The sequence below is a fragment of the Streptomyces sp. NPDC028722 genome (assembly GCF_040637655.1).
Lineage (GTDB): Bacteria > Actinomycetota > Actinomycetes > Streptomycetales > Streptomycetaceae > Streptomyces.
Map to the genome: position 1 here is coordinate 422,947 of NZ_JBEZWU010000002.1, position 14,405 is coordinate 437,351.

Consider the following 14,405-nt stretch of genomic DNA (forward strand, 5'->3'; position numbering starts at 1 on the left):
ACAGGGCCCGTAACAAATGTCCCTGGACCATAACAGTCCCGGACGTCAGGGGACTTGACCGCCAACCGTGCACTATCTTCACGCCATGTCCACGCCACCGCAGCCCCCGCAGCCTGCCGACCAGCCCGCGCCGCAGCCCGAGCAGCCCCAGCAGTCCGCACCGCAACCGGCCGTCCCCGCGCAGCCGACGGCCTATCCCTACCCGCACCCGCAGTCACCCCCGCCCGGCGCCTTCTACGCACAGCCCACGCTGGTCGGCGGCCCCGGCCCCGGGCACGCGCAGCAGGGGAACCCCTACGCCGGGACACCGTCGTTCGGTCCCGTACCGCCCGTTCCCCCGGCCGGTGGCGGCGGGGCCGGCCGCGCGGTGCTGTGGGCCGTCGTCGGCGCCGTCGTGGCCTCCGCCGCATGGGCGGCCGGTGTCTTCCTCGTCGGCGCCCAGAGCGACAGCGCGGACCTGCGCGGCTACTCGGCGCCCTCCAACCTGTGCTCCGGCGCCGACTACTCCTCCTTCAAGGACGAGTACCCCCAGGAGGACTCCGCGCCGACCCGTACCTCCCTCAAGGACAAGGTGCTGGACGAGGGTTATTGCAGCCTGAGCCTGAAGAAGTCCGGCTCGTCGTACGCGGACGCCTACCTGACCCTCCAGCTGGACCTGCACAAGAAGACCGATCCCGGGCCCGAGTTCACGGCCGGCTGGAAGAACTACGGGGAAAGCCACTCCGGTTACGACGTCGACCCGGTCGAGGGCATCGGCGACGAGGCCTACCTGATCAGCGAGGACACCGTGAGCGGCTCCTCCGGTGGCTCCCGCTACGCCACGCTCGCCGTCCGCGACGGCTGGGTGACGTACGTCATGACCTACAGCCTCTACCTCACCTCGTACTCCCAGGACAAGAACCCGCCCGCGCTCACCGACATCACCGGCTGGCTGAAGACCGACGCCAAGGCGACGCTGCGGCAGCTCAGGGACTGACCCGGCCGTGCCGGGCGCGCGGAGCGGGCGCTCACACCGGCCGCGCCCCGGCCTCCCGGGTGATCTCCGCGAACCGCGCGCCCATGGCCTCGGCGAGGGCCTGCGCACCCGACAGCGGCCGGACCATGACCATGAACTCGTCGATCAGACCGTGCTCGTCGACGTGCAGGAAGTCGCAGCCGGTCAGCTCCCGGCCGCCCACGCCGGCCCGGAAGACCAGCGCGTGCTCCGGTCCGTCCGGGTCGCCGATCTCCCGGACGTAGCGGAAGTCCTCGAAGACCTCCACGACCGCGCGGAGTATCGCCGCGGTGATCGCCCTGCCGGTGTAGGGCCTGAACACGACCGGGCTGGTGAAGACGACGTCCTCGGCCAGCAGCGCCTCCACGGCAGCCATGTCCCGGGCCTCGACCGCCTCACGGAACGCGCGCATGCGGATCACCTCGCATAGTCAATTAATTGAATAGGTGCGGATGAGACTAATCAACGGCTGTTAGCCTGTCCACATGTCGCTCAGGTACGCCGTCCTGGCCGCCCTCCTGGAGGGCGAGGCCTCGGGCTACGAACTGTCGAAGACCTTCGACGTCTCGCTCGCAAACTTCTGGCCCGCCACCCCCCAGCAGCTCTACCGGGAACTGGAGCGCCTGGCGCACGACGGGCTGGTCCGGGCCCGCACGGTGGAGCAGGAACGCCGGCCCAACAAGCGGATGTTCACCCTCACCCGGGCCGGGCGCGCCGAACTGAGCGCCTTCGCCGCGCAGCCGCCCAAGCGGCCCGCCGCCCTGCGCGACGAACTCCTCATCAAGGTCCAGGCGATGGACGGCGGCGACCCGGAGGTCACCCGGGCGCTGATCGAAGAACGGATGGGCTGGGCGCGCGGCAAACTCGGTCGCTACCTGCGGGTGCGCGACCGGCTGCTCGACGGGCGCACCGAGGAGGAGTTCCTGCGCACGGCCGAGCGCGTCGGGCCGTACCTCACGCTCATGGGCGGGATCGCCCTGGAGGAGGAGAACCTGCGCTGGTGCGAGCGCGTCCTCGCGATCCTGGCGCGCCGCCGCGACACCGCGTCGAGCGGTGCCGTGCCCGGGCCGGACCACTGACGGCCGGACCACCGAGGGCCGGACCACCGAGGGCGGATGCGCTGACGGCGGGCGCGCTGACGGCGGGCGCGCCGCCCCAGCCGTCCAGCCGGCGCCCGGCCGATCGCTCGTCGGAGTGGTCGTACCGCGTCCCGCCCACCGACACCGCTCCCCGTGCAGCACAGTGGCCGGGTGTCTCGCCGACTACTTCCGCTGCTGGTCGCGGCGCTCGTGAGCGTCGCCGGCTGCACCACCGTCCACCCCGGCGCCCTGCCGGACCCCGCCCGTTCCCAGCGCCCGTTCGCACCGGACGCGGCGGCGGCACCCTCGACCGTCCACGCGCCGCCCAGCCCTCCGTCCGGGCCCGCGGCGCTCGTGCGCACGGGCCCCGGCCACCGGGAAGCGCACGCCCCGGCGGCTGCCCCGGAGAGGAAAGCCGCCCCGGGAAGCCGCACCGCGCCCGTACGCCGAGCCGTGCCAGCCGTGCCCCGCCGGGCACGGCCCGCCGCCCCGCGGGCCCAGCACCCGCGCCCGCGGCGCCGATTTCCCGTACGGCACCCCGCCCCGCGCCCCCGTCACGTCCACCGACCGCCCACAGCGCGGATGAGCGACGTGTGCCGCCGGGCGGACGGCGTGGCCGCGCCGGACATCGTGCGGCTCTGCCACGCCACCTACGGCTGACGGGGTGCCGCCCACCGCACACCTCGCCCGGCCGCAGGCACGGCGCCTAGGCTGACGGAATGTTCGGTCCCGAAGGCCCCACGCTGCGCGAACTCGCCGTGCAGGCACTGTCGTCCGTCGAGCACGGTTACGACCTGCTCGCCCCGAAGTTCGACCACACCCCCTTCCGCACCTCCGACCGGGTGCTGGACGCCACGGCGCGGGCGCTGGCGCCGCTCGGCCCCTTCGCGGACGGACTCGATCTGTGCTGCGGCACCGGCGCCGGCACGGAGATGCTGGCAGGGCTGTGCCACCACAGCGTCACCGGCGTCGACTTCAGCACCGGCATGCTCGATGCCGCCCGCCGCCGGCCGCGCCCCGCCGGCGGTCCCGCCCCCGTCTGGGTGCGCGGCGACGCCCGGGCCCTGCCGTTCACGGCCGCCTTCGATCTCGTCGTCTCCTTCGGGGCCTTCGGGCACTTCCTGCCCCGGGAGCTTCCGGGGCTCTTCACCCAGGTCCACTCCGTGCTGCGCCCCGGGGGCCGTTTCGTCTTCCCGGTGCCGGCCCCGCCCCGCCCGACGCGGCGCGACTTCTGGCTGCTGTCCGGTTTCGACGCGGTGATGCGGGTGCGCAACGCGCTGTGGCGGCCACCGTTCGTCATGTACTACCGGGCCTTCCGGCTCGGTGCGGTGACAAGGGAGCTGACACGCGCCGGTTTCACGGTCGAGCTGGGTGTCCTGCCCGGGTTCGGCCGGCGAGTCGACGGCAGCCCGCGCGCCCGGCTGGTCGTGGCCCGCAAGGCCGGCGCCCGCCGGACGCCGGGTCAACCCGCGGCCGGTGACGTGAACTCGTAGACCAGTGCGTCCTGTTCGGCGTTCACCACCAGGTCGGTGATCTCCAGCGGACGCGCGTACTGGTCGTGCACCCGTCGGGTCACCCGCACCGAGGAGGCGTCACCGACCTGCGTGATGGCGTCCCGGTGGTGCAGGGTCAGTCCGGCCTTGCGCATCCAGTCGTACGCCCGCCGCAGCTGCGCGGGCGTGGCCCCGTCGGCCCGGTCCCGGTAGCGGGCCAGCTCGGCCACCTCGGCGAGCGCCACCGCGGAAAACGATGTCAACGCCGTCCGCAGGGACCGCCCGTCCGGCGTGACCGACTGGTAGCGGTGCACCAGCGTCGGCCGGTGCGCGGCCAGCCCCAGCGCCGTCGCGTGCTCCGGCGGCGGAGCCTCCCAGGTCACCGTGGCCCGGTCCAGCGCGCAGGGGTCCGAGGACCGGGCGCCGACCGGAAAGGTGAGTGACTGCGGCGCCTCGGCCGGCTGGCCGGGCAGCGTGGCGTGGCTGCCCCGCCGGTCGGTGGTGACGACACCACTGCGGCGCAGCACGTCCAGTGCCTGCCGGACGGTCTCCCGGCTGACCCGGAAGTAGGCGGCCAGATGCCGCTCGCCGGGCAGCCGCTCACCTGGCGGGATGGTGCCGTCGCGCAGTTCCTCCAGCAGCAGCGCCGCGATCCGCCCGTACAGGGGCCGGCCGTCGCTGGGCGGGGGGTCGTGGGGGGTGGTGCGGGCCATGCCGCGCCTCCTGTCGGTGACAAAACGTAGCCGTACGGGTTCGTTGCGCGACCACAATTAGCATTGGTCTAAACCACAAGGGAAGGGTGGTCCGCCGGTTCGGCCGAAACCCGTCCGCCACGGCGCGTGGTCATCCGGAGGCGCGGCGCGGCGTCACAGGGCGCTGTAGACGGCGTCGACCAGCGCCGACTTCCTTGGGTCATTGGCGATGTGCGGTCCCATCCGGTTCATCACGTAACCCAGCGACACGCCCGCCTCCGGGTCGGCGAGCCCGCAGGAACCACCGAACCCGTCATGGCCGAAAGCACGCGCATTGGGCCCGTACGAGCCCTGCGGTCCGCTCAGCCACAGCCCGAGCCCGATCTCCGTCTCACCCTCGAACCCCACGCCGAGCACCAGATCGCGGCAGCTGCCCTGACCCTCGCGCACCCGTTCCGCCGCCTCCGGCGACAGGATCCGCCGTCCCCCGTGGGCTCCGCGCCCGGCGAAGACGCCGTACAGCGCCGCGACCGCCCGCGCGGTGCCGTGCCCGTTGGCCGCGGGAATCTCCGCCGCCCGCCAGCCGGGACTGTTCGCCTCCGCCGCTCCGGCCACGGGGTTGGCGAGAGCCGCCAGCGCGGCCGGTGCCAGCCGGCCGAAGAGGGCCGCCTGCCGGTCGCTCGACGCGGCCGGCGGACGGACCAACTCGGCCGCCCGGCCGGATTCCCCCTCCGGCAGGCCGATGGTGAAGTCGATCCCGAGCGGTCCGGTCACCTCCCGCGCCAGAAAGGCCCCCGGCCGCAGCCCCGAGACGCGGCGCACGACCTCCCCGACCAGGAACCCGTACGTCAGCGCGTGGTACCCGGACCGGGTGCCCGGCTCCCACCAAGGCGTCATGGCCGCGAGCCGCGCGGTGGTCAGCTCCCAGTCGTACAACTCCTCCAGGGTGTGCGGTTCCCGCAGTCCGCAGAGCCCGGACCGATGGGACAGCAGATGCCGGACGAGCACCTTCTCCTTGCCCGCGGCGGCGAACTCCGGCCAGTAGGAGGCCACCGGTGCGTCGAGGTCGAGCAGCCCCCGGTCGGCGAGTAGGTGCGCGCACAGCGCCACCGGCCCCTTGGTGGTCGACCACACGTTCACCACGGTGTCCCGCTCCCAGGGCCGGGTGCGGGCCGCGTCCGCCCAGCCGCCCCACAGGTCCACCACCGTCTCCCCGGCGACGGTGACCGCCACCGCGGCGCCCAGTTCGCCCCGCTCCCGGAAGTTCTCCTCGAACGCCTCCCGCACCGCGGAGAACCGCGGGTCGCAGTGCCCGTGGATCATCGCGTGCGGCTGGGGTGTCTGGCGTGTCTCCTGCGCGGACATATGGCCTCCGTCGTCGCCGGGAAAGCCCGGCCGCGACACCGCGACCCGGGCGCTCCGAACGTACCGACTGGTCGGATCGGAGGGAAGGGCGGGTACGGGCACCCGACCGGCCGGGCCGCGGGGAGGAGCGGCGCGCCCGGGACCGGCCGGGGGTGCGGTCGGGACCGGCGGATCAGCGCCGGGGGCGCGGCCCGCGGATCAGGCGTACGACCGCAGCCAGCGCACCTTCGCCGCCTCGTGGAAGGGCCCGCCGCCCTCGTGGTCGTTGAAGTCGTACACCTCGATCGTCTTGTCGTCACCGGCCCATGCGTTGAACGCCGCGAACACGGTCGACGGCGGACACGTCTGGTCCTCCAGCGCCACCGAGAACAGGGCCGGCACCCGCCCACGGGCCGCGAAATGCACGCCGTCGAAGTAGGACAGCGTGCGCAGCGCGTCCGACAGACGCCCACGGTGCGTCTTGAGGAACAGGCCTATCTCCCGGTAGGGGTGGCGGTCCGTCAGGGTCGCCGCACGGGGGAAGTCGCACAGGAACGGCACGTCCGGGGCCACCGCGACCAGGTCGGGGACCAGCGCGCCGACGGCCAGTGTGATGCCGCCGCCCTGGCTGGCGCCGAGCGCCACGGTCCGTGCCGCGTCGGTCAGCGGATGCGAACGGGCCGCCTGGACCGCCCGCACGGCGTCCGTGAACACCCGGCGGTAGTAGTAGTTCTCGGGTGCCTCGATGCCCCGTGTCATGTAACCGGGGTACGCCGGGGCCGCGCCCACCGGGTCCGCCGTGGCACCCCCGCCGCCCCAGGCGCTGCCCTGCCCGCGGGTGTCCATGAGGAAGTGCGCCCGGCCCGTCGACGCCCACAGCAGACTCTCGTGCGCCAGACCGCGTCCGCCGCCGTAGCCCAGGAACTCCACGACGAGCGGCAGCGGTTCGGTGGCCCCGGCCGGCAGGCGCAGCCAGCCCTTCACGGGGTGACCGCCGAACCCGGCGAACGTCACGTCGTACACCTCGACCGTGGACAGCCCGGTGTCCACCGGCTCGAACCGCGCGTCCAGTTCGTGCTCGCGGGCCTCCTGGAGCGTCTTGTCCCAGAAGGTGTCGAAGTCCGCAGGTGCGACGGATTCACTGCGATATGCGCGGAGTTCGTCGAGGGGGAGGTCGAACAGGGCCATCAGCGACCGCCTTGGTGAAGGGAGACTGCGTCGTCTCACCGTATGTGCGTGGTCGGATGACCCGCCAGGGTCGTGAGCAGGAAAAGGATCTCTGCGGAGACGCGGCGCGAGGGGCACATGGTGCTGGTCGCATGTGAGTAAGCGCTTGCGCCGCGGGGGCGCTCACTCAGCCGAAGCGCTCGATCCTGATGCGGTCCACCGGCTGACCCGCCGCGACCAGCAGCCGGGAGGCGTGCTCGGCGAACGCGTTGGACCCGCACACATAGGCCTCCCACCCACCGGCCGGCGGCTCGGCCAGGAGTGGCGCCACATGTGCGGCCGCCATACGTCCCACCGGCACACCTGACGGGGCACTGCGGGTGAACACGGGTGTCGTCTCGGCGCCCAGCTCGGCCGCGTAGATCAGCTCCTCCGGGCTGCGCGCGGACACCAGCAGCCGCAGCGGCACGGTGAGGCCGCGCGCCCGGTGGTGCCGGACCATCGACATCAGCGGTACGACCCCGGAACCGGCCCCGAGCAGCAGCGCGGGCCGGTCGCCGGGCCAGGCGAAGAAGCCGCTCACCGGACCGCGCACCTCGACGGTGTCACCGGGCCGGGCCACGGTGTGGAACCAGCCGGAGACCTCGCCGTCCGGCACGCGGTCCAGGGTCAGCTCGATGTGCCCGGAGTCGTCCGGTGCCGACGCGATCGAGTAATGGCGCTGCGCTGCGTAGCCGTCCTCCGCGGTCAGCCGCAGCATCAGGTGCTGGCCGGGCAGGTGTCCCGCCCACTCCGGCACGGCCAGGCGGAACGTGGTCGCGCGGGGTGTCTCGCGCCGGATCCCGGTCAGGGTGGCGGTCTGCCACACCGCCGCCGTGCCCTCGCTCACGGCGATCCGGCCGGGCACCGCGAACCGCGTCACGGGAGTCGTCGTCCCGGTCGTCGTCCCGGTCACCGTCGTTTCACTCGCCGTGCTGTCAGTCACCGTCGTGTCAGTCACCGTCGTTTCACTCGCCGTGCTGTCAGTCACCGTCGTGTCAGTCACCGTCGGGGTCGCCGTCTCAGTCACCGGAGTACCGCTGCTCCTCCCAGGGGTTGCCCCGGGCGTGGTAGCCGTTGCGTTCCCAGAAGCCGGGCTCGTCGTGGTCGAGGAGCGTGATGCCCGCGATCCACTTGGCGCTCTTCCAGAAGTAGAGGTGGGGCACCAGCAGCCGCGCCGGGCCGCCGTGCTCGGCCGGCAGCGGCCCGCCGTCGTACTCCCAGGCGATCCAGGCCCGGCCGCCGGTGAGGTCGGACAGGGGCAGGTTCGTGGTGTAGCCCGTGTGGGAGTAGGCGACGGCATGGGTGGCGGACCCATGGGGTCGCACCACACCGAAGAAGGCGTCGAGCGAGACGCCGCCGAACCGCACGCCGAACTTCGACCAGCCGGTCACACAATGGATGTCACCGTCGTACGCCGACGCCGGCAACGCGTGGGCGGCGTCCCAGTTCCAGGTGTGCGGCCGTTCGACCAGGCCGTCGATCCGGAAGGACCAGTCGCCGGGCCCGAGGTCCGGGGTGACCTCGGCGGACAGGACGGGCCAGTCGTCGCCCGCGTCGTACTGTCCGGGCGGCAGCCCGGGCCGGTGGACGCGCGGGCGGCCCGTGAAGCCTCGCGTGACGTTCATGCTTCAACCGTACGCTGTCGCTCCGGCTGCCCCGTCCCTGGTCACGCCCTGATCATTGCGGCGGTATGAACTCTTCCGGGGGCCGGGAATACGCGGCCCGGCGCGTCTCCTTGGCGCTCAGTGCCGGCTCCGGCGCACCGGTGACAGTGCGCGGGCAGCGCCGGTGACAGCGCGAGGAAAGTGAGGGAGCGAGGATGTCCCAGCCGTACGTCCCGACGACAGTGACCGAGGGGGCCGCGTGAGCATCGTGAGCAGTCCGGGCGGCCCCGGCCCGGCCGCCGCCGGCGTCCCGCACGTCCTCGACAACCCGGCCCTCGCCTCCCTGACCGGCCCGCACGCCCACTTCGCCGAGCGGCGCGGCCGGGTGCTGCGCTACCCCGTCGACGTCTCGCCCTGGCTCGCCCTGCCCGACGCTCCGGACGCGCAGGACTGGGCGGACCTCGCCGAACTGGCGGGGCCGGGCGCCGAGGTGCCGCTGCCCGGTTACCGCGGGGAGGTACCGGACGGCTGGGAGATCACCTTCCGGGTCGTGGGCGTGCAGTTCGTGGACGACGGCATAGCCGCCGCTCCGGACGCGGAAGCGGTCCGGCTCGGCCCGGCGGACGTCCCCGAGATGCTCGGCCTCGTGGCCCGCACCGAGCCGGGCCCGTTCCTGCCGCGCACCCTGGAACTCGGCACCTACCTCGGCATCCGGCGTGGCGGCGCGCTCGTCGCCATGGCGGGGGAGCGGCTGCGTCCGCCCGGCTGGACCGAGATCAGCGCGGTCTGCACCGACCCCGCGTTCCGCGGTGAGGGGCTGGCCACCCGGCTGGTCCTCGCGGTCGCCCACGGCATCCGGGAGCGCGGCGACACCCCGTTCCTGCACACGGGCGCGCAGAACACCAGGGCCGTCCGGCTGTACGAGTCCCTGGGCTTCCGGCTGCGCCGTCACACGCTGTTCCTGGCGGCCCGGGCGCCGGAGCGGCTGGCGGACGCCCGCCCGGCGGTACCGGTGCCGTAGCCCGGACGGGCGCCCGGCCGGAGCGGTGCCCCCGGAGGGCGGTCAGTCGGCGCCGGGGCCGATCTCGCCCGGTGCCGCGTTGTACCGCTCCAGATAGGCCGCGAAGCGCACCAGGTCCTCCTCGGGCCAGTCCGCGAGCCGCTCACGGAAGGCGGTCCGGCGGCTGCGGGTGACCTGGGCGAGGATGTCCTCGCCGGCCTCCGTCAGATGCAGCACCTGGACCCGGTGGTCCTCCGGGTCCAGCCGGCGTTCGATCAGCCCGGCCCGCTCCAGCGCGCCCACCTGGCGGCTCACCGTGGACTTGTCCAGCGCGTAGTGGGCCGCCAGGTCGGTCGCCCGGCAGCCGCCGCGCTCCTCCAGGTGGCCCAGCAGGGTGTACGACACCAGGGACAGCTCGGGGTGCATGCGGCCCGCCGAGGCCCGCGCCCGGCGGGCGAAGATCGTCATCTCGCGCTGGATCGTCTCGACGGCCGACTCCGCTGCGCTCACGGGAATACCTCCTCCGGGATTCTGGTTGTATAGTACAACTAGAACGTGAGTTGTATAAGCCAACTTTTGGAGGGTCGTCCGCGATGAGGTCACCGGCACTGCGCCATGTGCTCACGCACCTGATCACCCCGCTGCTGATGTGCATCGGCATGGGGCTCGCGTACATGGGGGCGTTCGTCACCCCGGAGCCGCACCACCTGCCGGTCGCCGTCGTCGGCACCGCCCCGCGGACCAAGGTCTTCGCGCAGACGGTGAAGGACACCGCGGGGGACAAGCTCGACGTCCGTACGGTCGCCACCCGCGCCGACGCCGTCCGACTGCTCGAGTCCCGGGATGTCACCGGCGCCTACGTGCCCAGCGCGAAGGCGCCCGAGCTGCTGGTCGCCACCGCCGCCTCCGACATGGGCGCGACGGCCGTCGAGAAGGTCTTCACGCCGGTGGCCGCCGAGCAGGGCACCCCGCTGAAGGTCACCGACATGGCCGCGCCGGTCAGCGACGACCCCACCGGGCAGGGCCTGTTCTTCCTGCTGGTCGCGGTGAGCATCGGCTCCTACGCCTCGGTCGCCGCCCTCGGTGCCGCGGGTGCCGCGCTCGCGATGCGCGTCCGTGCGCTGCTCGCGCTCGGCGTCTCCGCCGTGGTCGGCGGCATCGGCGCGCTGCTCGCCGGCCCGGTGTTCCACCTCGCCCACCACGACCTCGCGGGTGTGTGGGGCATGGCCTGGCTGTACTCGGCGGGCATCCTCCTCGTCGGCGTCGGTCTGCACACGTTCCTCAAGCGGTGGACCACGCTGGCCATGATGGTGCTCTTCGTGATGCTGAACTTCACCAGCTCCGGCGGCCTGTTCCGGCCCGAGCTCCAGAACGGCTTCTTCGGCACCCTGCACGCCTTCTGGAACGGTGCCGGTTTCGTCGAGGGCGCCCGCAGCCTGCTCTACTTCGGCAACGACGGTCTCGCGCGCAACGTGTGGACCCTGGCGGGCTGGCTGCTGGCCGGCCTCCTGGTGACCGCGCTCGCCGCCCTGTACGAGCGCACCCGGCGCCCCCTTCGGCAGACCGCTCACCCCGGGACCGGGACCGGCACCGGCGCCACGCCCGCCGAACCGGCCTCCCGCGAGGAAACCGAGGCGGAGGCCGAGGCGGACGCGGAGGAAGAGGCGGAGGAAGAGATCGAGGAGACGGTCGGCGCCTGACCGACCGCCCCAAGGGGGCGTGCCGACCGCCCTCAAGGGGCCCGCCGGCCGCCCTTTATGGGCACCCGACCCCCCGGAAGACGCACCCACGGCCGCGTGACGCACGCGGCCGTTCCCCTGTCCCCCGGCAGGGGAGCGATGTCGGAGCGTTGCGGTATGGTGACCGTCCGGCCGCGAGTGTCCGCGGTCCCGATGACGAGGAGGTGAGTCCCATTACCGCTGTGTCGGCAGGGGTGCTCTCTCCTCGTGACGGTGCGGTACACCGGCAGCGGTGACCGCGGGAGCGCCCTGATGCTTCGCGCTCCCGAAAGGCTTCCGGCTTCCATGCCCACTCCCGTACCGCCTTCCCCCTCCGCCGTCGTCTCCGCGCTGCGTGCCGCCGGGTGCGTCTTCGCCGAGGACGAGGCGGAGTTGATCCTCGCCACCGCCCGTACCCCCGGGGACACGGCCGCCATGGTGGACCGGCGCGCCGCCGGGTTGCCGCTCGAACAGGTCCTCGGCTGGGCCCGGTTCCACGGACTGCGCATCACCGTGGAACCCGGGGTGTTCGTGCCCCGCCGCCGCACCGAGTTCCTGGTCGACCAGGCGCTGGCCGCGGCACCGCACGCGGCCGTCGCCGTGGACCTGTGCTGTGGTTCCGGCGCGCTGGGCGCGGCCCTCGCCGCGGTCCTGGGCGGTGCCGAGGTGCACGCCGCCGACATCGACCCGGCCGCCGTACGCTGCGCACGCCGCAATCTCGGCGCCTTCGGCGGCCGGGCGTACCAGGGCGACCTGTACGACGCCCTGCCCGCCGGCCTGCGCGGCCGTGTCGACGTGCTGATGGCGAACGTGCCGTACGTCCCGACCGCCGAGGTGTCCCTGCTGCCGCCGGAGGCCCGCGACCACGAGCCGCTGGTCGCCCTGGACGGCGGCGCGGACGGACTCGACGTGCTGCGCCGGGTGGCCGCCGGGGCGCCCGGATGGCTGGCACCCGGTGGCTGTCTGCTGACCGAGACCAGCGAGCGCCAGGCGGCGGACGCGGCCGAGGTGCTCACCCGGGCGGGACTGTCGACGCGCCTGGCGGTGTCGCGGGAGCTGTACGCGCACGTGGTGATCGGCGTACTTCCCTAGAGTGCGCGGCTCTGGAGTGCGCGGCTTCCGGGGCCGCATCCGTCCCGGAAGCCGCTAATCCAGTTCCTGTGCGCGGGCGATGAGCAGGGCGACGTCGTCGTGGTTGTCCGGGTGGTGGAGGGTGCGCAGGAGCAGGTCGCAGACCTCCTCCAGGGGGCGTGCGGGGTCGTCGAGCAGGGACAGCAGGAAATCCAGGCGTTCGTCCAGCGAGTGGCGGCGGGTCTCGACCAGGCCGTCGGTGTAGAAGACCAGTTCGTCGCCGGGTTCGAAGTCGACGGTGACCGTGGAGAAGCCGATCCCGCCCACGCCGAGGGGCACGCCGGTGGGCAGGTCGAGCAGCTCCGGCGGACGGCCGGGCCGGACCCGGGCCGGCGGCAGATGGCCGGCGTTGGCGATCCGGCACTGCCGCAGATGCGGGTCGTGGACGGCGTAGACGCACGTCGCGATGGAGTGGTCCAGGGCCGACGTGGTCTTGTCCAGGTGCTCCAGCAGCCGGGCCGGGTCGAGGTCGAGCGAGGCCAGGGTGGTGGTGGCGGTGCGCAGCCGGCCCATCGTGGCGGCGGCGCTGATCCCGCTGCCCATCACGTCGCCCACGACGAGCGCGGTCTTGCCCCCGTCCAGCGGGATGACGTCGAACCAGTCGCCGCCGACCTCGCTGGTCGCGCCCGCCGGCTGATAGCGGGAGGCCACCTCCAGGCCGGTGGTGACCGGCGGACGGCCGGGCAGCAGGCTGCGCTGGAGGGTGAGCGCCGTGTTACGGGCGTTCTGGTACCAGCGCGCGTTGTCGATCTGCACCGCCGCGCGGGCGGCCAGCTCACGGGCCAGCAGGACGTCGTCCTCGTCGAACGGCGCCGGGTTCCGGGTGCGCTTGAGGTCGAGCGCCCCCAGCACCTCGCCGCGCGCGATCAGCGGCACCGCGAGATACGAGTGCAGACCCGCCCGGCCCAGCAGCACGGCCGCCTCCGGGGACCGGGCGATGCGCGGCAGGTCGTCGTCCTTGACCTGCGGGACCAGCACCGCCTCACCCGTGCGCACACACTCGGTGACCAGACGGTCGGACGCGTAGCGGGCGATCTGGCCCGGCGGGTCGGCGGCCCGTACCGCCTCCGTGTCCTCGTCCGGGCGGACCGCGAGCGCCCGGATCACCGCGGACTCCGAGGGGCCCAGGGTGCTCGGCCGCCCCTCCACCACCGCGTCCAGCAGGTCCACGGCGGCCACGTCCGCCAGTTCGGGCACGGCGACGTCGGCCAGCTCGGAGGCGGTGCGTTCCAGTTCGAGCGTCGTGCCGATCCGCGCGGAGGCGTCGGCGATGACCGCGAGCCGGCGCCGGGCCGCCTCCGCCTCCACGGAGGCCCGGTGCTGCTCGGTGATGTCGACCAGCGAGACCGCCACACCGAGCACGTTGCCCATGGCGTCCTCCAGCCGGTACAGCGAGTGGGACCAGGTGTGGTCCGAGTCCGGGTCGGCCGCGGTACGGCCGACGAGCGTGTCGTCGACCAGCGGCACGCCCGTCTCCAGCACCCGCCGGGTGGCGGCCTCCAGCGCGTCGGCGTCCACCCGGGGAAGGGCCTCGCGCAGGGTCCGGCCCACGTGTTCGGCGGCCGGCAGACCGTTGATCCTCTCCATGGCCGGGTTGACCGAGACGAACCGCAGCCGGGTGTCGAGGACGCCGTATCCGATCGGGGACTGCTTCACCATCCGCTCGGACAGCGCCACCTCCTGCTCCAGCCGCCGTACGGTCGACTGGTCGGCGGCCAGGCCGAGCGCGTACACGGCCCCGCGGTCGTCCAGCAGCCGCATGTTGCGGAACTCCACCAGTCGGGTGCTGCCGTCCTTGTGCCGGACCGGGAAGCCGCCGGCCCAGCTCTGCCCGGTACGCAGTACGTCGGCGAAGAGGTCGCCGACCAGCCGCATGTGCCGTTCGTGCACCATCAGCCGGGCGGCGTACTGCCCGAGGGCCTCCCGCGCGGTGTAGCCGAACAGCTCCTCCGCCTGCGGACTCCACAGGACGATGCGGCCGTCCGTGTCCAGGACCACCGACGCCACGCCCAGCACGTCCAGCAGCCCGCCCGGCCGCAACGGCCCGCGCACGGGCCCGTCGCCCTCGGCCACCGGAGCCTCGGCTGCACTCATGCCACGCACCGCCTTCGCCCGTCCGCACGGCACGTCGTCCCCCGTGC

14 protein-coding genes are annotated in these 14,405 nt (G+C 73.5%); 6 read left to right on the forward strand and 8 right to left on the reverse strand.

Features of this window, described 5'->3' with window-relative positions:
- Positions 1–85 precede the first annotated feature (85 nt).
- Positions 86–976 (forward strand): hypothetical protein, encoded by an 891-nt coding sequence (locus tag AB0F03_RS04410; RefSeq protein WP_361986391.1) that lies wholly within the window; start codon positions 86–88, stop codon positions 974–976.
- 31 nt (positions 977–1,007) lie between these two features.
- Here the strand turns inward: AB0F03_RS04410 and AB0F03_RS04415 are convergent, their stop codons facing one another.
- Positions 1,008–1,406 carry a nuclear transport factor 2 family protein gene (locus tag AB0F03_RS04415; protein WP_361986393.1) on the reverse strand — a complete coding sequence of 133 codons (399 nt, stop codon included), beginning with the start codon at positions 1,404–1,406 and terminating at the stop codon, positions 1,008–1,010.
- Between the two features lie 73 nt (positions 1,407–1,479).
- On the opposite strand from AB0F03_RS04415, the gene AB0F03_RS04420 reads away from it, so the two are divergent.
- Positions 1,480–2,073: a PadR family transcriptional regulator gene (locus AB0F03_RS04420; protein ID WP_361986395.1), complete on the forward strand. Its 594-nt coding sequence runs from the start codon at positions 1,480–1,482 to the stop codon at positions 2,071–2,073.
- Positions 2,074–2,792: 719 nt separating this feature from the next.
- On the forward strand, positions 2,793–3,566 hold the full coding sequence (locus AB0F03_RS04425; protein ID WP_361986397.1) for a class I SAM-dependent methyltransferase: 774 nt from the start codon (positions 2,793–2,795) through the stop codon (positions 3,564–3,566).
- On the opposite strand, the gene AB0F03_RS04430 is transcribed toward AB0F03_RS04425, so the two are convergent.
- The 5 genes from AB0F03_RS04430 to AB0F03_RS04450 all read right to left on the reverse strand — a co-directional run bounded on the left by AB0F03_RS04430 (position 3,536) and on the right by AB0F03_RS04450 (position 8,436).
- Positions 3,536–4,279: a GntR family transcriptional regulator gene (locus AB0F03_RS04430; protein ID WP_361986399.1), complete on the reverse strand. Its 744-nt coding sequence runs from the start codon at positions 4,277–4,279 to the stop codon at positions 3,536–3,538. The genes AB0F03_RS04425 and AB0F03_RS04430 overlap by 31 nt on opposite strands.
- 153 nt (positions 4,280–4,432) lie before the next feature.
- Positions 4,433–5,623 (reverse strand): serine hydrolase domain-containing protein, encoded by a 1,191-nt coding sequence (locus tag AB0F03_RS04435; RefSeq protein ID WP_361986401.1) that lies wholly within the window; start codon positions 5,621–5,623, stop codon positions 4,433–4,435.
- Positions 5,624–5,821: 198 nt separating this feature from the next.
- Positions 5,822–6,790: an acetylxylan esterase gene (locus AB0F03_RS04440; RefSeq protein WP_361986403.1), complete on the reverse strand. Its 969-nt coding sequence runs from the start codon at positions 6,788–6,790 to the stop codon at positions 5,822–5,824.
- Between the two features lie 166 nt (positions 6,791–6,956).
- Positions 6,957–7,676: a ferredoxin reductase gene (locus AB0F03_RS04445; RefSeq protein WP_361986721.1), complete on the reverse strand. Its 720-nt coding sequence runs from the start codon at positions 7,674–7,676 to the stop codon at positions 6,957–6,959.
- Between the two features lie 154 nt (positions 7,677–7,830).
- The gene (locus AB0F03_RS04450) at positions 7,831–8,436 is read right to left on the reverse strand and encodes a sulfite oxidase-like oxidoreductase (RefSeq protein ID WP_361986405.1); all 606 of its coding nucleotides are present in this window, start codon (positions 8,434–8,436) and stop codon (positions 7,831–7,833) included.
- Positions 8,437–8,674: 238 nt separating this feature from the next.
- Here AB0F03_RS04450 and AB0F03_RS04455 point away from each other — a divergent pair, with 238 nt between their 5' ends.
- Positions 8,675–9,436, forward strand: a complete 762-nt coding sequence (locus AB0F03_RS04455; RefSeq protein WP_361986407.1) for a GNAT family N-acetyltransferase — start codon at positions 8,675–8,677, stop codon at positions 9,434–9,436.
- Between the two features lie 42 nt (positions 9,437–9,478).
- Here the strand turns inward: AB0F03_RS04455 and AB0F03_RS04460 are convergent, their stop codons facing one another.
- Complete coding sequence (locus AB0F03_RS04460; protein ID WP_361986723.1) at positions 9,479–9,883, reverse strand: MarR family winged helix-turn-helix transcriptional regulator; 405 nt, start codon at positions 9,881–9,883, stop codon at positions 9,479–9,481.
- Positions 9,884–10,008: 125 nt separating this feature from the next.
- Here AB0F03_RS04460 and AB0F03_RS04465 point away from each other — a divergent pair, with 125 nt between their 5' ends.
- Both AB0F03_RS04465 and AB0F03_RS04470 read left to right on the forward strand, forming a co-directional pair.
- Positions 10,009–11,115 carry a hypothetical protein gene (locus AB0F03_RS04465; protein ID WP_361986409.1) on the forward strand — a complete coding sequence of 369 codons (1,107 nt, stop codon included), beginning with the start codon at positions 10,009–10,011 and terminating at the stop codon, positions 11,113–11,115.
- Between the two features lie 324 nt (positions 11,116–11,439).
- A complete protein-coding gene (locus tag AB0F03_RS04470; RefSeq protein ID WP_361986411.1) occupies positions 11,440–12,225 on the forward strand; it encodes a putative protein N(5)-glutamine methyltransferase in 786 nt (261 codons plus the stop codon).
- A 54-nt stretch (positions 12,226–12,279) separates the two neighbouring features.
- On the opposite strand, the gene AB0F03_RS04475 is transcribed toward AB0F03_RS04470, so the two are convergent.
- Positions 12,280–14,358 (reverse strand): SpoIIE family protein phosphatase, encoded by a 2,079-nt coding sequence (locus tag AB0F03_RS04475; RefSeq protein ID WP_361986413.1) that lies wholly within the window; start codon positions 14,356–14,358, stop codon positions 12,280–12,282.
- Positions 14,359–14,405: the final 47 nt, after the last annotated feature.